This window comes from Lysobacter sp. A378, from assembly GCF_054052125.1.
In genome coordinates, this window is sequence record NZ_JBSVRK010000003.1 from 80799 (window position 1) to 96998 (window position 16200).

The following is a 16200-nucleotide window of genomic DNA, read 5'->3' on the forward strand; positions in this document are numbered from 1 at the left end:
TTTATGTTTAAAGCAATCAAGAACAAACTATTTGGGAAAAGCCGTGCACCCTCTCCCGGCGAACTTAGTGATGAAATGATATCCGCATATTTATTCAGAAAGAACATGGATGAATTCTCGTCGATTGGGACTCTCGTTGACCCCAACTCCAAGACTAGACTGGAAGAAGAAATTGCAAATGTAGTTGCAAACATCACCGAGATCACTCTCGAAAAATCAAACGGTAAAATAAACCCTACTGATGAATCATATATATTCCCGTCATTTATCATCACAATGATTGCATCAGATGCATTATGCCAAAAAGCGCCGGGCACCTCGTCCGAGCTTGCGACATCAACTGCTGCCTTGCAGCTTTGGACAAAACACTTGTCTAAAGAGAAAATATTTGAGAATCTCCTAGATGCCGTTGATACCTTTAACTCGATGACTCAAATGAGCAACTACCTGGATGCAATGATTGAATCTGGCCGCTCTGTCAACGCTTATTTCGAGACTAGACAACCAGATCAACTGCTTCCCTTGTGCGATTTATTGACGCATTTGGCGATTCGCACTCAGCCACGCGAAAATTCAACGGGCCGTCCAGCGACATCCGCAAAGTGACCCGCGACGAGCTCAAGGTGGTAACCCAACTAGCCCCGACCGATGCCCAGATGGCCGACCTGATGTTCGCCGGGCGGACCGCCAAATTCGTGAAATCCAACGCCATCGTCTATGCCCGCGACCAGCGCAGCATCGGCATCGGTGCCGGCCAGATGAGCCGCGTGGTATCGGCGAAGATCGCCAGATTGAAGGCCGAAGAAGCCGGCTTGAGCGTGCCCGGCTCGGTGATGGCCAGCGACGCCTTCTTCCCGTTCCGTGACGGCATCGACGCCGCCGCGGCCGCCGGCATCAAGGCGGTGATCCAGCCCGGCGGCTCGATGCGCGACAAGGAAACGATCGCCGCCGCCGACGAGCACGGCATCGCCATCGTGTTCACTGGCGTGCGGCACTTCCGGCGCTGATAGAGCTTCGCTGCGGAGTTGTCTGCTCTGCGGCGCGATCAGGCAACCGCTGCTTGTGACGACGGCAACGCGGCGTAATCGATCGTGTCGTCGCCGCCCTGGTAGAGCCAACGATGATCAACCGCGCGCGTGCGGTCGCTATCGAACCCAGCCAGCGAGTCGGTAACGTACTCGTCGAAGAGCGCGATGATCTTTTCATCGGCTAGGTCCGGCGCGTCCCAGGCGTCGCGCAGGACACGCTCAAACGGGCGAAGTCCGTCCAGTTCCGCGTTGAGCACGCGCTTGCTGTCTTCGATGAACTGCCGGTCGTACTTGTCCAGTGCGTCGATCAGAGTCTGGGCTTCACTCGGCATCGTGTTGACCGTGGCCGATTGCTGGATCAGCGCCCACTTCAGTTGCTCCTTGTCCGCACTGCCGTCGGCCGCCCTCAGCAACGCTGCACGTTTGCGCTCTTCCTCTGCCCGTTTGGCCGTGCGCTCGGGCGCCAGCGCGTTGTCGTAGGCGCGCAGGCGTTCGGCCTCCCAATGGCTGTGTCCCGCCTCCCGGGCCTGACGTTTCTGGACCACATGATGGATCCGCCAACGGAAGTACATGCGCATGTGATCGGAAACGGTGACCCCGATCGGCTTGCCGCCCCAGCCGACGACGGTCATGTAGTGATTGAAGCGCTCGCTGAGTTGGTTGCGGGCGATGATGTCGCTGGCTTCTGGTGGCAGGAAATCGTCCTTTACACGGGATTCTGCGGCGTGGATATCCTTCAAAGGCACACCGGCCTTGATCGCACGGCTGTACATCGCCTTCAATGGGATCAGGCTGATCATGGCGAATCGGTTCCGATTTCGGCCGCCTTCGCCCGGGCGGTAACCGCCACCGACGTTGGAATGCACGCCGGGGTATACCATTTCGGTGCAGTTGCCGGGGTAGCGCGCGTCTTCCAGTACGGTATCGAGTGGAAACGAGTTGCGGTTTTCATGGGCAGCGCAGAAGTGGACGCAGTCCTCGACCATCGCCGGGATGCGCAGGTCACTTGCCCAATCCATGTGACCGTCGGCGGTGGAGGTGACCAACACCGGTACCACGCCCACCACAGGACCCAACATCATGCTCGCCAATGGTTGGGTCAATGCGGCCTCGCGTCGATACTTGCGTGCGCTGGTCGGCGCGCCCACCGCTGCGACCGTGTCGAACAGGCCCATGAAGTAAAGTCGCGTCGGGTACTTGCCTTGCCATAACTGGCCGAGGCCACTCAGGTTCTTGCGGCACTTGTGCTCGATCTGCAGCGCGAATGCGCGCGCCAGCGCAGCGCCTCGTGAGAATCCGAACAGGGCAATGTTAATCGAGCGAATCTTGTTGGCGGGATTTTTTGCGCGGGCTTCGGCCGACCGGATTTCCTTCTCTATCCGTTGCATTGCCCACTCAAGTCGCTTCTCGCCGCCGAGCGCAACGACCATCGCCAGTTTGCCGCCGGGGTCACCGATCTCGCGGAAGGGGGTGCCGATCCCGGGAACGTAGAACGTAAAACGTCCTGCGGCCCGTGCATCGTCTGGCATCGCGCGATAGAGTCGCGCCACATTGCTGTGCTCGAACGTTGGCGCATCAATCTTTTCATTGTTACCGGTGCCATCGAAGTACACCGTCAACCACAGGTCTTGGTTGCAGTCCGCGACAACTCCGCTGGGGTCCGGAAGGTACGCGGCTCGGAAGGCAAACCGGGCCGATGCCGAGCCCGTCAGAGTCCGATCTCGCGGTACTCCAGCGGTGGCCGCACGCGGATAGCGAATATTACTCATGAGGATGCTGCTCCAAGAATGTTGCTGGTCGTCCCAGCGATGCCCGGGAGGCGCCGCTGCGGTCTATTTGCAGCAATGGCTTGGAGTGCTCCGCAGTAATGAGAAGCTGCACTGTTCCGTCCGGCATGAAGTGCACCTCAAGATTGTAGGGGTCCTCTGGTACCGGCCCGTCCAAGACAGCGGTTGTCTCGTGGTACTCGTCCGGCACGGTAACCTGGCCACTTGGGCCACGTTGATAGCCGAACATCCATTCAACATCCATGGTGATCGGTAGGGGGCGGTCCGGGTTGTAGCCGATGCAGCAGGCAGTTTTTCCACCCCCGGAATCGTGATCGCTGAGAAAGACGTTACTTCCACCTGCCCCTCCCACCGAGAACCGATCGATGTACCGGTCGGTGTAGTTGTAGCCAACGATCCCCAGCATCACCGTCTCGTTCTTTTCCCGGCAACCGCCGAGCATCGGAACGACCAGTAACAGCGTCACGAAAGCGAGCCATAGCTTTCCGCCAAACGTCTTCATGCCACCTCCAGATAGTCTGTGTAGGCCTTGATCAGCGTGGCCTGCTTTGCCTGTTCCAGCACCGATGCCCATGCCTCGTCATCCCACCAGCGTGGACCATGTTCGATCGCAAGATTCAATGCCAATGCATGATCGCGCGGCGAGCGCAGCCCGCGCTTCAGGCAGGTGTCCAGTTGCGATTTCGCCAGCGGATGCCGCTCGGTGTCCGCGAGCGCATCCAGCGCTTCGGGATTGCCTTGCCGCAACAGGCTCAGGACGGCGTCGACCCGGGACGCCTGGCCAAGTGCGAGCATGTCTTCGCGATCAAACGCGATGCGACTGGTTTCGACCGGGTCGTCGTTTGGACAGTTCAAGTCAAAGACGATGCATCCCCCACGACGATCAGAAACAAGCGCCTGCTTGCCGAAAGCAAACAAGCGGTCCCTCGTGGCATCAGCCAGAACGGAATGCAGACTCAGCATGACGCGGCTGTCCCAGTACCGAAGCATCATGTCCTTTCCCTCGGCCGTCACGTCGATACGGCGACGCAGGCGATCGGCAAGGTGCGACAACGATAGCGACGAGGAGACGAGTGTTCCCCAAGGCGCTTCCGCATTTTGTGCGCCTATGGCTGCCGGCACGGGGCTAGCTGCAGCCACCGACAAGTGCAGGAGGCGTGGTGCGACCTCCAACGCATCCACACTCTTGGTTCGGGTGGCGAACAAATTGACCGCCTCGCGCTCGACCAGACTCCGCACGGGGCGCGGGATGGACGCCGATACCGGGTTGACCAGCGCGAACAGACTCAGCGGTCCATGCCGAACTTGTTCGCACCAGTCTTCGACGCGCAATGGCGTCTTGGCTGCGGCCGTCGGGATTTGACTATCCATTCTTGGCCGCCAATGGCGCACCCTGCGCCTGCGCTTTCAACAGGCACTCCACGCAGACCGTGCCGGGAAACTCGGGTAACCCGTAGGCTTCCTTCACCGGCCCCATAAACGATTTCTTCCCCGTATGGACGGTGATATTGCCGGGGCAGCTGACGCTGATGTTGCCGCCTTCGATGGTGATGCTGGCGCCGCCTGCGGTGGCCAGGTGGATGGTCTTGCCGGCGGCCAGTTCGATTTCGGCGTTGGCGCTGATGACCTTGAGCTGGTCTTTCGATTGCAATTTGATCTGGTCGTGCTGGGCTTGCAGGTCCAGCTCCCCTTCGGCGGTGACCAAGGCCAAAGCCTGCTCCGGACTTGAGCCGGGGGTGTCGACCGCGCCCGCCAGCCAGCCGATGGCCTGGCCGGCATGGATGCGCAGGTCGCCGGCAATGGCGGCATTGCTGGCCTGGCCGCTGGCGATGGCCAGGGTCTCACCGACGCTCCAGTGCAGGCTCTGACCGGCGACCAGGCCGATCCCGGCCGGGGCAGTCAAGCCGAGGATCGCGTCACCGCTGTGCGGGACGCGGTCTTTGCCGGCATCGGGCTTGCGGTTGCGGGCGTCGGTTTCGCCGGAGGCGAAGGCGCTGCCGTCGACGACGGTCTTGGCGCTGGTCAGCAACGCCTTGAGCGGCGACTGGTCATCGATCAGTCGCGACTGGCCGGGCTTGGCCTCGCCTTGGTGAGCGGCCAGCCGGACGGTCTGGTGGGTACCGGCGATGTCGCTGAAGGCTTGGCCAAGTTGTTCGGCCTGCCGGAGCAAGGCGGTGGCGGCCACTTGCTCGCCGGCCGGGGCGTCGGGGTCGTTGGCGTAGGCGCTGACCCACACGCCGCGCTGGCCGCGGATCGCGCCCCACTGGTCGGTGCGCAGCTCGAACCCTTCGCCGCGGAAGCTGCCGCGGTAGTTGTCGGCCTGGTGGATCAGGTGGCCGAGGTTGAGCTCGGTCGCACCATGGGTGGTTGCCAGCTGCAACCGCAGTTGGCCGTCGCTGTCGTCGAACACCAGGCGGTTGTGGCCGCTGCCGCCAAACTCCTTGGACTTGAACCCCGATAGCGCCGCCGGGTTGCGGTGGCCGTCCTTGTCGCCACTCATGCCATGCCAGGCCGGGGCGTTGCCACCGGCGAGGTTGGACTGGGCGCTGGGACGGTGGTCGCGGGCGTCGGCGTAAGTGTCGGTGTTGGACTCGGCGCCCTGACCGCCCGGCGTCGCCGGGATGCCGGCTTCACCCTGGCCGTTGTAGAGGCCGCCGACGATCACCGGGCGGTCGATGTCGCCGTCCAGGAAGCCGACCAGCACTTCCTGGCCGATCCGTGGCAGGAATTGGCTGCCAACGCCGGGGCCCGCGTAACGCTGGCTCACGCGCAACCAGCAGCTGTGGCTGGCGCTGGCGCTGGCGCTGGCGCTGGCGCTGGCGCCGTCGGCATCCCGCTGCCAGTGGAAGCGCACCTTGATCCGGCCCAGGCCGTCGCTGTGCAACTCGCCCGCGCTGGCACCGTCTGCGCCAACCACGATTGCGCTTTGGTAGCCCGGCGCGGTCGGCCGCGGGTTCAAGCGGGCGCCGGTATCGTCGGTCAGGACCGGCCGCCACGACAGGTCGCGCGGCACTGCGGTGAAGGCGTTGCCATAGCCGACGGCTTCGGCCCGCGCTTGCACCGCGGCCCAGGTGGTGCGGGACAGGTCGGCGACCGTGCTGGCACCGGCGTCGCCAAACAGGCGGGCGGCGCTGTCGCGGACGGTCTCGGGCAGGTTATTGATGCCAGCCTGGTGGACGGCGACCAGCAGCAGCTCGTCGGGCGTCGCCTCGCCGTCGGCAGGTGCGTCGATGACGGCGAACCACTGGCCGGCGCGAAAGCTGCGCACGCTGGACTGGCCGAACCACTGGGTGGCCTGGGCGGCGCGGGCCTGGCCGATCAGTTCGGCGTAGCGGCTGGCTTCGGTCTGGTTGGCAAAGGCGTAAGCGCCGGACGGGTCGTAGTCCTCCAACATTGCCGCGCTATCGGTTGCCGCGCCCAGTGGCAGGCTGGTGCTGAGGCTGTGGCTCTTGTAGTCGTCGCTGAGCAGGGTCAGTACGGTCGACTCAACGCCGTGCGCAGTCCCGAGCGCCTGGATGGTATCGCTCGATTCAGTGGCATCGCTGCGGTGGAAACGGATGCCGTTGCCGGCCTCGGCAGTGGCGTCCTGCAAGCCCTGTCCGCTGGCCGCGAACAGCACCATGGCGTGGCCACCGGGGGCGTCAGCGGATTCCTCCAGCCGCCAACCCAGACCTTCCTCGGCCAGCAGACGGCTGATGAAGTCGAAGTCGCTTTCGCGGTACTGGCAGCAATAGCTGCGGGGGCGTACCTCGTTGAGGAACGGGCCGACCTCATCGCCGACCTGCCACGTTGCCAGCGGCGCGTAGTCGGTGAACACCGTCTCGACGATCTCGATCACGGTCTTGTCCTGGAACACCCGGCTGTGCCGGCCCTGGCTCAGCAACCACGTCCACGGAACCACACATAGCCGGTAGCGGGCGAGGCCACCGTCGGAGCCGACGCACGTGGCCTCGTTGACCAGCCCGCTGCGCGGCACACGAGTGCCATCGGCGCTGCGGGTCAGCAGGGTTGCGCGCTTGCCGAGCAGGTCGTCCAGCGGCAACTGGGCGTCGGTCGACAGCAGCTCGATCCACCATTCATAACCCGAAGACAGCGACTCCCAACCCTGCCAGCGCTCGACGGTGAGCGCCCCGGCGGCCAGTCCGTCGAGTTCAAATGCATATAGCCGGTCTGCATCGGTGTACCGGGCCAACCCCGCCAGTACCGATTGCACCGCATCCATGATGTTCACGCCCGTCGCTCCTTGACCGGGGCACTGCCCCGACACGTCCTGTGTGGATGGCGTAATCCTACCTCATGGACGGGACGGGGATTCTGTTATCAAGCCATGCGGTCCGGCGCGCATCGCTACCCGGCCCGATCCTTCCAGATCTCGTGGTCCACGCCATCACCGAGCTCGGGATAGTCGGCGATGTGGAATACCGGCGACTTGCCGGCGTCGAGCTGCCGGTCGTAGTCGCGGGTCAGCTTGACCACCACGCCCGACAGCCCCAGCAGCGCGACCAGGTTGAGCGTCGCCATCATCGCCATCGCCGCGTCGGCCGCGTTCCAGACCAGTTGTACTTTCGAGTACACGCCCCACACGATCACCCCGAGCGCGGCGACCCGCAGCACGAACAGCCCGCGATCACCGCCACCGAGATACAACAGGCCGCTTTCCGCATACGCGTAGTTGCCCAGGATCGTGGTGAACGCGAAGAAAAACAGCGCGATCGCCGCGAACCAGCTGCCCCACTGGCCGAAGAACACCACCAGCGCGTTCTGGGTGATCACCACCCCGTCGCCGCCGTCGGCCAGCACGCCCGACAACAGGATCATCAGCCCGGTCGCGGTGCAGATCAGCAAGGTGTCGATGAACACCCCGAGCGACTGCACCAGCCCCTGGCTGGCCGGATGGTGCGGCACCGGCGTGGCCGCAGCGGCGATGTTGGGCGCGCTGCCCATGCCCGCTTCGTTCGAATACAGCCCGCGCTTGACGCCGTTGAGCATTGCGGCGGCCAACCCACCCATCAGGCCGCCGGCCGCCGGCTCCAGGCCGAACGCACTGCGCACCACCAGCGCCAGCACCGCCGGCACCTCGGTGATGTGGGTGACCACCACCCACCCCGCCAGGCCGAGGTAGGCAACCGCCATGAACGGCACCACCCACTCGGCCACCCGCGCGACCGAGCGCACGCCGCCGAAGATGATCAGCGCCGTCAACAGCACCAGTCCGGTCGCAATCTGCGCCTGGCTGAAGCCGAACGCCAGATTCAGCGACTGCGCCATCGCGTTGGCGTGTACGCCACTGAAAATCAGCCCATAGGAAAACACCAGGCAGACCGAGAACGCCACGCCCAGCCACGGCAGCTTCAGCCCCCGTGACATGTAGTAGCCTGGCCCGCCGCGGTACTGGCCGTCCTCATCGCGGACCTTGTACAGCTGCGCCAGCGCGCTCTCGGCATACGCCGTGGCCATGCCGACCACGGCCACCATCCACATCCAGAACAATGCCCCGGGCCCGCCCAGGCTCAGCGCGATCGCGACCCCGGCGAGGTTGCCGGTGCCGACCCGCGAGGCCAGGCTGGTGCACAGCGCCTGGAACGGCGAGATGCCGGCGGCGTCGCCATCGGTGCCACGACCGATCACGTGCAGCATGTGCGGGAACCGGCGCAGCTGCAGGAACTTCAGCCGCACGGTGAAATACACCCCGACTGCGAGCAAGCCGTACACCAGCACGTAGTTCCACAGCACCAGATTGATCAGCTCGATCACCGGCGCCAGCAGCGCCTCGATGCCGCCGAGGATGAACTCCATCGCGATTTCCGTTGTTGTCACCGAAGCAGGGGATGCTAGCAGCCGGCAATCCTCCCGCTCCGGTAAAATCTGACAAATCATCGAACCAGCCGATCGACAGACCCATCTACAAGGACCACGCAATGAAAATCCTCGTCATCGGTGCCGGCGGCCGCGAACACGCACTGGCCTGGAAGCTCGCGCAATCACCCCGTGTCACCGAGGTATTGGTAGCCCCCGGCAACGCCGGCACCGCGACCGAGGGCAAGTGCCGCAATGTGGATGTCGCAGCGACCGATATCGATGGCTTGCTGGCATTGGTCGAGCGCGAGGGTATTGCGGTGACGGTGGTCGGCCCCGAGGCGCCGCTGGTAGCCGGCGTGGTCGACCGTTTCCGCGCGGCCGGCCACCGGATTTTCGGCCCCAGCGCCGCAGCCGCGCAGTTGGAAGGCAGCAAGGCATTCGCGAAGGATTTCCTCGCCCGCCACGGTATTCCGACGGCGTTCTACGCGGTGCATACCGACGTCGAGCAGGCGCTGGCCTACGTCCGCGGGAAGGGTGCACCGATCGTGGTCAAGGCCGACGGCCTGGCCGCGGGCAAGGGCGTGATCGTCGCAATGACGCTGGCCGAGGCCGAGGCCGCGATCATCGACATGCTTGACGGCAACGCATTCGGCGCCGCCGGCGCACGGGTGGTGATCGAGGAATTCCTGGACGGCGAGGAAGCCAGCTTCATCTCGATCGTCGATGGCACCACCGCGCTGCCGATGGCCACCAGCCAGGACCACAAGCGCGTCGGTGATGGCGACACCGGCCCCAACACCGGTGGCATGGGCGCGTATTCGCCGGCGCCGGTAGTGACCGACGAGATCCACGCGCGCGTGATGCGCGAGGTGGTCGAGCCCACCGTGCGAGGCATGGCTGCCGACGGCATCGCGTTCACCGGCTTCCTGTACGCCGGGCTGATGATCGACCAGACCGGCGCCCCCAAGGTGATCGAGTTCAACGTCCGCTTCGGCGACCCGGAAACCCAGCCGATCCTGATGCGCCTGCAATCCGACCTGCTCGACATGCTCGAGGCCGCGATCGACGAGCGCCTGCACGAGGTCACCGCGCAATGGGACCCGCGCCCATCGCTGGGCGTGGTGATGGCCGCCGAGAACTACCCTGACACCCCACGCACCGGCGACCCGATCAGCGAACGGGATGTGCCCGACATCGCCGACACAAAAGTCTTCCACGCCGGCACAAAACTTGTCGACGGCCAAGTAGTAACCGCCGGCGGCCGCGTGCTGTGCGTGTGCGCGCTCGGCGACACCGTGGCTGCCGCGCAGGAACACGCCTACGAATCGGTTGCGAAAATCTCCTGGGAGGGCGAGTTCCATCGCAGCGACATCGGCTGGCGCGCGATCAAACGGGGCGCAGCCAAGAGCTGAGCCCATTGTCCGACGGGCCATGCGCAGGAACGCGGCGCGCAGGGGTCGCTCGGACCGCATCGCACTAGTTAGAGCCGGGTGTCCATCTGTCGCTTAATTACCCTACTTGCCAAATTCTTCCGGGCGAATTATCCTGCCGGCAATGGAGAAAAGGACGCCCCATTGCCGGCTGCCGGTGGTTGAAGCGCTGCTCGACGCCGGCAAAGTGCGCGCCACGTTTTCGGCCTTGTCCGGTGCCGCTACGTTGGGACTGGACTTCGACGACATGCTTGCCATCGTGCATGAGCTTGCCCCAATGGATTTTTTCAAGAGTATGTCGACGCATGCTGACCATCGGATCTGGCAGGACGTGTATCGACCCGCCACCCCGGTTGGCATGGTTTACCTGAAGCTGACGGTGATGGAGGACTTGTTGATCGTGTCCTTCAAGGAGTTATGAGCATGAAATGTCCATCGTGCGCTGCCAAACTGGTGCAGGACACCCGCGACCTGCCTTACATCTACAAGGGCGAATCAACCGTCATCGCAGCGGTGACGGGCGGGTTCTGCCCGGCCTGCGGCGAGTCGGTACTCGATGCGACGCAGTCGACTCGGGTCAACTTGGCGATGCTCGCGTTCAACAAGCAGGTCAACGCCGCGATTGTGGACCCGATGTTCATCGTCAACGTCCGCAAGAAGCTCGCGCTCGACCAGCGTGAGGCCGCCGAGATCTTCGGCGGTGGCGCAAACGCCTTTTCACGCTATGAGAACGGCAAGACCAAGCCACCGCTCGCATTGGTCAAGCTGCTCAGGGTGCTGGATCGCCATCCCGAGTTGCTGAGCGAAGTCCGGAAGGTGTGATCGTGTTCTCCCATCGTGGCACCTCCCAGCGGTACCACTGACTGTTCCGGAAAACCCGCATGTCGCACAACCAGTACGCATTGCTTGGACAACGCCGTTTCCTGCCGTTCTTCGCGACCCAGTCGCTGGGGGCTTTCAACGACAACGTCTACCGCCAGGCGATCATTGGCCTGCTGTTCTGGTTGGGGGTCAGCAGCGAGCAGAAGACGCTGTATACCAACCTGGCGCCGGCGCTGTTCATCCTGCCGTATTTCCTGTTCTCGGCATTGGCCGGACAGATCGCCGAGAAGACCGAGAAGTCGACCCTGATCCGCATCACCACGGCGATGGAGATCGGCATCATGTCGCTGGCGGCGGTCGGCTTCGTCTTGCAAAGCATGACCGTGTTGCTGGTTGCGTTGTTCTGTACCGGCTTGCAGTCGACCCTGTTCGGGCCGGTGAAGTATTCGATCCTGCCGGCGGTGCTGCACCCGCGTGAGTTGACCGGCGGCAACGGGCTGGTCGAGATGGGCACTTCGTTCTCGATCCTGTTGGGGATGATCCTGGGTGGCTCGATCTTCGCCATGGCCGGCGCCAACGGGCCGTGGGTCGCCGGCGCGGCCGTGATCACGCTGGCGATCATCGGCCACCTGGTCAGCCGGGCGATTCCCAAGGCCGGTGCCGGCGCCCCCGGGCTGAAGATCAACTGGAACCCGATCCCCGAGTCGATTGCCGTGTTGCGTCTGGCCAAGAAGCAGTTGGCGGTGCGCAATGCGGTGCTGGGGGTGTCGTGGTTCTGGTTTGTCGGCACCGTTCTGACCTCGCAACTGCCGTCCTACGCCGAGGTCAACCTGGGCGGCTCGGCGACGTTGTACATCTTCGCCCTGGCGTTGTTTTCAGTCGGTACCGGCGTGGGTTCGCTGCTGTGCGAGCGGCTGTCGGCACGGACGGTGGAGATCGGGCTGGTACCGCTGGGCGCATTCGGCATGACGGCCTTCATGCTCGACCTGTACTTCGCCCGTCCCGGCGCGGCGACGGTCAGCGGGCTGGATTTGCTCGGCTTCATGCAGCAACCGGGCAGCTGGCGGATCGTGGTCGACCTGCTCGGCATCGGCCTGTTCACCGGCTTCTTCGTGGTGCCGCTGTTCGCGTTGATCCAGAGCCGCACGCCAAAGTCGGAGATGTCGCGGGTGTTCGCCGGGCTCAACATCCAGAACTCGGGTTTCATCGTGTTGGCCGCGGTGCTCGGGCTGGCGCTGCAGCTACCGCCGTTCGAACTGGCGGGCATGCGCGTGCCGATGCCCGACCTGGACATCCCGCAGGTATTCCTGGCCTTGGCGATCGCCAATGCGCTGGTCGCGATCTGGATCTTCACGATCGTGCCCGAGTTCCTGATGCGCTTCCTGAGCTGGGTACTGGTGCGCACCTTGTACCGGCTTCGGGTGCAGGGGATCGACCACATTCCCGACGAGGGCGCGGCGCTGGTGGTGTGCAACCACGTCAGCTACATGGACGCGTTGCTGCTGGCCGCCTGCATCCCGCGGCCGGTGCGTTTCGTCATGTACTACAAGATCTTCAACGTGCCCGTCATGCGCTGGATCTTCCGCACCGCCAAGGCGATCCCGATCGCCGGCGCGAAAGAGAACCCCGAGTTGATGCAGCGCGCGTTCGACGAGATCGACGCGGCGCTTGCGGACGGCCAGGTGGTGGGAATATTTCCCGAAGGCCGGCTGACCAGCGATGGCGAAATTGCCGCGTTCAAGTCGGGGGTGGAGAAGATACTGGAACGACGACAGGTGCCGGTGATCCCGATGGCATTGCGCGGAATGTGGACCAGCATGTGGAGCCGGCGCGAAACACGTTTGGGCCGTATGCGTGTGCCGCGGCGCTTCCGCGCGCAGGTCGAAGTGGTGGTCGCTAGCCCGCTGGAAGGCGCCCACGTGGATGCGGGAGTGCTGGAGGCGAAGGTGCGTGCGCTACGTGGGGATGCCGCTTAGGACCCCCGGGTCCTTGCCCCGGCTTTGTCGCAAGCTCTAGCTCACGAAGCCGGCAATCACGAACAGCGCCAGCGCAGCGAGCCAGACCAGCAGGCAGCGCCAAACCAGGCTCATCGCGTCGTGCAATTCGGGCAGGGCCGCCACGCCCGGCCCGGCCTCATCGGCGTCATCGTCGATGCCGGCGGCGGGATAACCCAAAGCCGCTCCGTCGGCTACCTCTTCGGCCAGCTCACTTCGCACGCTGGCGCGCGCCGCGGCCCCGAGGAATCGGTTATCGATCCGCGCCGAGGCCCCTCCGCCGGAACGCCATGCGTCCAGCACGCTGTCAAAGTTTCCAACCAGCGCCAATGACAGGGTCACCAACTGTGCCACCGGCCATTCCAGCACGGCCAACCAGGTTCGCGCTCCACGCCGGGTCTGATCCGGCACACGAGCGGCGACATCGCCGGCCGCCGACAGCACGCTCAAGCGATACAGCACCGCGCCAAACGGACCCAGCACCAGGAACCAGAACAGTACGCCGAACCAGCGTCGCACCGCGCTGCGGAATACCGGCTCGACCAAACCCGCTCCATCCACCGGTGCATCGGCTTCCATGCCTGTCAGATTCGCAATGGCATCCCGACGGGCGGTCGAATCGGTCGCATCCAGGACTGCGCCGACATCGCGGTCCAGGTCACGTGGCCCCCATGCGTAGAACAGCATGGCAACGCCGAACAGCAGTTCGGCAGTACCCGCCAAGCGGCCTTCGAGCGAGAGTTGCAACAGCCCGACGATCAACAGCCCAGGCACCAGCGCCAACACGATGCCCCAGCGGCTGCGCCAGAAGGTCTGCTCGCCGAAGCGCCCGTTGAGCCAGCCAGCCAGGTCGCCATACCAGGCGTGCTGACGTACCGCAGCCGCAAACGACGGCGCCAGGTGGCCGAGTACGAGCGCAACGACCGTGGCGATCAGGGCGATGGACATGTTGGCTTCCCTCCCAGCGTCGCTATGGCTGCGACCGAGTGCATTGATGCCTGATTCTAACGGGGAAACTCCAACGGCGAACCCGCTATCGGGATTGGCGACCGGGTGCAGGGTGGCGCATCCCGATCGGCGCGGGTACCGGTATCCGCGTCAGTCGCCCGACGCCGCTTCATCCATGGCGGCCAGCCAGTAATCCATCAGCCAGCGCGAGATCGAGATCGATGGCGATAACCGCAACCCTTCGCCGGTATCGTCATCGCCCGCCACCACGGCGGCCCGGATCTCCTGGACACTGAACCAGCGCGCATCCTCCAGCTCGTCATCAACCCGGGGCTCATCGGGATGGGCCAGCGCGATGAACCCCAGCATCAGTTGACCGGGGAACGGCCACGGTTGAGACGCCAGATAGCGCGACGCCCGCACCCGGACCGCGGATTCCTCCAGGACCTCGCGCGCAACGGTTTGCTCGAGTGATTCCCCCGGCTCCACGAACCCGGCCAGGACCGAGTAGCGCCGCGGCGCCCAACCCGCCTGGCGACCGAGCAGCAAGCGGGTGCCATCGGTCACCGCGACGATCACCGCCGGGTCGGTGCGTGGGTAGTGTTCCAGGCCACAGCCGCTGCAGCGCCCCAGCCAGCCACCACGCGAAAAACCGATCTCACCGCCGCATACGCCGCAATAGCGGTGTCGGGTACGCCAGTGTTGCAACGCCCGGGCCTGGGCAAACACGCAAGCGTCGAACGCCGGCCACTGGGCGGCCGCGGTACGCAGATCGATGCAATTGGGTGCGTTGGCGGCGGTCAGCGCGGCATCCAGCGCAAACCAGCCGCGACCATCTCCGTCCTTGCCCAGGAAAATCGCCGCACCGGTGCCTCCCGGGCCCTGGCTGAGGTCTTCGCCCAACGGGGCGTACAGCACGCCGTCGGCATCGGCCAGGGCCTGGCCATCATCGGTGAGCAGAATTACCCGTGCGTGCGCCCATAGCGCTGACAGCGCTTCGGGATCATCACGCAGGTGATCGGCGCGGTCGAGCGCTCCAGATGAGGACGGGTCGTCCCGGGTGGGGATGGCTCTTGCCCGGTTCCCGATGGCGTCACCGGTGGCGAATGCACCCGCCTCGACGAATGCGAAAGGCGTGCGGGCGGCACTCACGCGGCGAACGAGGAACCGCAGCCGCAGGTGGTCTTCGCGTTCGGATTGCGGATCACGAACTGGGCGCCATGCAGGCTTTCGGTGTAGTCGACCACCGCGCCCATCAGGTACTGCAGGCTCAGTGGATCCACCAGCAGCGTGGTTCCGTCGGTTTGCACGGCCAAGTCGTCTCCGGCCTGCTCCTCGTCGAACTCGAACCCATACTGGAAGCCCGAGCAACCACCGCCCTGGATGAACACCCGCAATTTCAGTGCCGGGTTGCCTTCTTCGGCCACCAGCTCGGTGACCTTGGCTGCTGCGGCGGAGGTGAATTGCAACGGGCGATCCAGCGATTGATAGTCCGGCGCGCTGTCGATGCCGGGTAACGGGATGATCTGGCTTTCCATGTGCTCAGGATGGGGGGTTCGACGGGTGCATTCAAGCCGGCGGCGCGAAAAGGTTCATTCCACCGTTGGCGCCCTCGCCGGTGGCACTGCCCCGGTCGCCTCCGCCCAGGTAAATGACTTCTCGACCTGCGCACCGGAACGGGGTTGCAACCGCACTGTTACCCGCACCGGCGTGAAACCTTCGGGCAGGAACACATCGCCCTGGACCTGCTGGAAATACTTGAAGGAAAATTCCACATCGTCGGCATCGGGCTGCTGGCGCAAGGCATCCCAGTCGACGGTCTGCAGCTTGTCATTGCGCGAGCCTTCGATGGACAGGCTCAGTTGCCCGCTGCTGACCGCGCCGCGGTTCAGGTTCTGGGTCAGGGTGGTCTGGAAGTGCCAGACACTGTCGCTTTGCGGCTCCACCTTCAACGCGTGCACGCTCAGCCCACGACGTTGTGCGGTGGCACCTACCAGACGCTCGTAGAAGGCGACATCGGCGCGCAAACCGGCAATCTCCTCGTCGCGCTCGGCCAGGGTGCCTTGCAAGTCCCGGTTGGCGTCGCGGCTGATCTGGTCGGAACGGCCCAGCGTTGCGACCCGCTGTTGCAACCCCTCGACGCGCCCCTGCAGTTGCTCGGCAACATCCTCACTCACGGCCAGCCTGGTGCGCACGTCGGCGGATCCGGGCGCGAGTACCCGCCACAGCCCCCAGCCGCCAAATGCCAAGGCGAGCACGAACGCCACCATCGCGCCTATCCGCAAGCGGCGGCGCCAATCCGGGCGCGCTTGCACCTTGGTATCGGCGCCGGCTTCATCAGGGATCTGGGCAGATTCAGGCTCGGTCATGGGGGTCGCCGGCAGTTGCACGG

General features: G+C 64.4%; 14 protein-coding genes and 1 pseudogene. 6 read left to right on the forward strand and 9 right to left on the reverse strand.

Annotated features, from left to right (window positions below; translation table 11 throughout):
* The first annotated feature begins 3 nt into the window (after nucleotides 1–3).
* Nucleotides 4–606, forward strand: coding sequence for a hypothetical protein (locus ACW7G1_RS11880; protein ID WP_456979972.1), 603 nt, complete (start codon nucleotides 4–6; stop codon nucleotides 604–606).
* An 8-nt stretch (nucleotides 607–614) separates the two neighbouring features.
* Nucleotides 615–1007, forward strand: a pseudogene (gene purH / locus ACW7G1_RS11885) (bifunctional phosphoribosylaminoimidazolecarboxamide formyltransferase/IMP cyclohydrolase); the annotation flags it as partial.
* A gap of 38 nt (nucleotides 1008–1045) precedes the next feature.
* Here the strand turns inward: purH and ACW7G1_RS11890 are convergent.
* From ACW7G1_RS11890 to ACW7G1_RS11910, 5 genes are all read right to left on the reverse strand, one after another.
* On the reverse strand, nucleotides 1046–2641 hold the full coding sequence (locus tag ACW7G1_RS11890; RefSeq protein WP_456980143.1) for a T6SS phospholipase effector Tle1-like catalytic domain-containing protein: 1596 nt from the start codon (nucleotides 2639–2641) through the stop codon (nucleotides 1046–1048).
* 148 nt (nucleotides 2642–2789) lie between these two features.
* On the reverse strand, nucleotides 2790–3317 hold the full coding sequence (locus tag ACW7G1_RS11895) for a DUF3304 domain-containing protein (RefSeq protein ID WP_456979973.1): 528 nt from the start codon (nucleotides 3315–3317) through the stop codon (nucleotides 2790–2792).
* On the reverse strand, nucleotides 3314–4147 hold the full coding sequence (locus ACW7G1_RS11900; RefSeq protein ID WP_456979974.1) for a DUF4123 domain-containing protein: 834 nt from the start codon (nucleotides 4145–4147) through the stop codon (nucleotides 3314–3316). Before ACW7G1_RS11900 ends, ACW7G1_RS11895 begins: the two co-directional genes overlap by 4 nt.
* Before the next feature lie 31 nt (nucleotides 4148–4178).
* Nucleotides 4179–7037: a type VI secretion system Vgr family protein gene (locus tag ACW7G1_RS11905; protein ID WP_456980144.1), complete on the reverse strand. Its 2859-nt coding sequence runs from the start codon at nucleotides 7035–7037 to the stop codon at nucleotides 4179–4181.
* 125 nt (nucleotides 7038–7162) lie between these two features.
* Complete coding sequence (locus tag ACW7G1_RS11910; protein WP_456979975.1) at nucleotides 7163–8611, reverse strand: alanine/glycine:cation symporter family protein; 1449 nt, start codon at nucleotides 8609–8611, stop codon at nucleotides 7163–7165.
* Nucleotides 8612–8733: 122 nt separating this feature from the next.
* Here ACW7G1_RS11910 and purD point away from each other — a divergent pair, with 122 nt between their 5' ends.
* From purD to ACW7G1_RS11930, 4 genes are all read left to right on the forward strand, one after another.
* Nucleotides 8734–10026, forward strand: coding sequence for a phosphoribosylamine--glycine ligase (purD, locus tag ACW7G1_RS11915; RefSeq protein WP_456979976.1), 1293 nt, complete (start codon nucleotides 8734–8736; stop codon nucleotides 10024–10026).
* Between the two features lie 142 nt (nucleotides 10027–10168).
* Nucleotides 10169–10465 (forward strand): type II toxin-antitoxin system MqsR family toxin, encoded by a 297-nt coding sequence (locus ACW7G1_RS11920; RefSeq protein ID WP_456979977.1) that lies wholly within the window; start codon nucleotides 10169–10171, stop codon nucleotides 10463–10465.
* 2 nt (nucleotides 10466–10467) lie between these two features.
* Complete coding sequence (locus ACW7G1_RS11925) at nucleotides 10468–10866, forward strand: type II toxin-antitoxin system MqsA family antitoxin (protein ID WP_456979978.1); 399 nt, start codon at nucleotides 10468–10470, stop codon at nucleotides 10864–10866.
* Between the two features lie 59 nt (nucleotides 10867–10925).
* Nucleotides 10926–12842, forward strand: a complete 1917-nt coding sequence (locus ACW7G1_RS11930) for an MFS transporter (protein WP_456979979.1) — start codon at nucleotides 10926–10928, stop codon at nucleotides 12840–12842.
* 36 nt (nucleotides 12843–12878) lie between these two features.
* Here the strand turns inward: ACW7G1_RS11930 and ACW7G1_RS11935 are convergent, their stop codons facing one another.
* The 4 genes from ACW7G1_RS11935 to ACW7G1_RS11950 form a co-directional block, all read right to left on the reverse strand.
* A complete protein-coding gene (locus ACW7G1_RS11935) occupies nucleotides 12879–13808 on the reverse strand; it encodes a cobalamin biosynthesis protein (RefSeq protein ID WP_456979980.1) in 930 nt (309 codons plus the stop codon).
* A 150-nt stretch (nucleotides 13809–13958) separates the two neighbouring features.
* A complete protein-coding gene (gene nudC / locus ACW7G1_RS11940; RefSeq protein ID WP_456980145.1) occupies nucleotides 13959–14876 on the reverse strand; it encodes an NAD(+) diphosphatase in 918 nt (305 codons plus the stop codon).
* A gap of 80 nt (nucleotides 14877–14956) precedes the next feature.
* The gene (erpA, locus tag ACW7G1_RS11945) at nucleotides 14957–15346 is read right to left on the reverse strand and encodes an iron-sulfur cluster insertion protein ErpA (RefSeq protein WP_456963341.1); all 390 of its coding nucleotides are present in this window, start codon (nucleotides 15344–15346) and stop codon (nucleotides 14957–14959) included.
* 54 nt (nucleotides 15347–15400) lie between these two features.
* Nucleotides 15401–16177, reverse strand: a complete 777-nt coding sequence (locus ACW7G1_RS11950; protein ID WP_456979981.1) for a DUF6776 family protein — start codon at nucleotides 16175–16177, stop codon at nucleotides 15401–15403.
* Between the last annotated feature and the right edge of the window lie 23 nt (nucleotides 16178–16200).

Excerpts from the sequence above, each read along its gene's own strand:
- ACW7G1_RS11880 (WP_456979972.1), top strand. The coding sequence starts at position 4 with ATGTTTAAAGCAATCAAGAACAAACTATTTGGGAAAAGCCGTGCACCC.
- ACW7G1_RS11895 (WP_456979973.1), bottom strand. The coding sequence starts at position 3,317 with ATGAAGACGTTTGGCGGAAAGCTATGGCTCGCTTTCGTGACGCTGTTA.
- ACW7G1_RS11905 (WP_456980144.1), bottom strand. The coding sequence starts at position 7,037 with ATGGATGCGGTGCAATCGGTACTGGCGGGGTTGGCCCGGTACACCGAT.
- ACW7G1_RS11910 (WP_456979975.1), bottom strand. The coding sequence starts at position 8,611 with ATGGAGTTCATCCTCGGCGGCATCGAGGCGCTGCTGGCGCCGGTGATC.
- purD (WP_456979976.1), top strand. The coding sequence starts at position 8,734 with ATGAAAATCCTCGTCATCGGTGCCGGCGGCCGCGAACACGCACTGGCC.
- ACW7G1_RS11920 (WP_456979977.1), top strand. The coding sequence starts at position 10,169 with ATGGAGAAAAGGACGCCCCATTGCCGGCTGCCGGTGGTTGAAGCGCTG.
- ACW7G1_RS11925 (WP_456979978.1), top strand. The coding sequence starts at position 10,468 with ATGAAATGTCCATCGTGCGCTGCCAAACTGGTGCAGGACACCCGCGAC.
- ACW7G1_RS11930 (WP_456979979.1), top strand. The coding sequence starts at position 10,926 with ATGTCGCACAACCAGTACGCATTGCTTGGACAACGCCGTTTCCTGCCG.
- ACW7G1_RS11935 (WP_456979980.1), bottom strand. The coding sequence starts at position 13,808 with ATGTCCATCGCCCTGATCGCCACGGTCGTTGCGCTCGTACTCGGCCAC.
- erpA (WP_456963341.1), bottom strand. The coding sequence starts at position 15,346 with ATGGAAAGCCAGATCATCCCGTTACCCGGCATCGACAGCGCGCCGGAC.
- ACW7G1_RS11950 (WP_456979981.1), bottom strand. The coding sequence starts at position 16,177 with ATGACCGAGCCTGAATCTGCCCAGATCCCTGATGAAGCCGGCGCCGAT.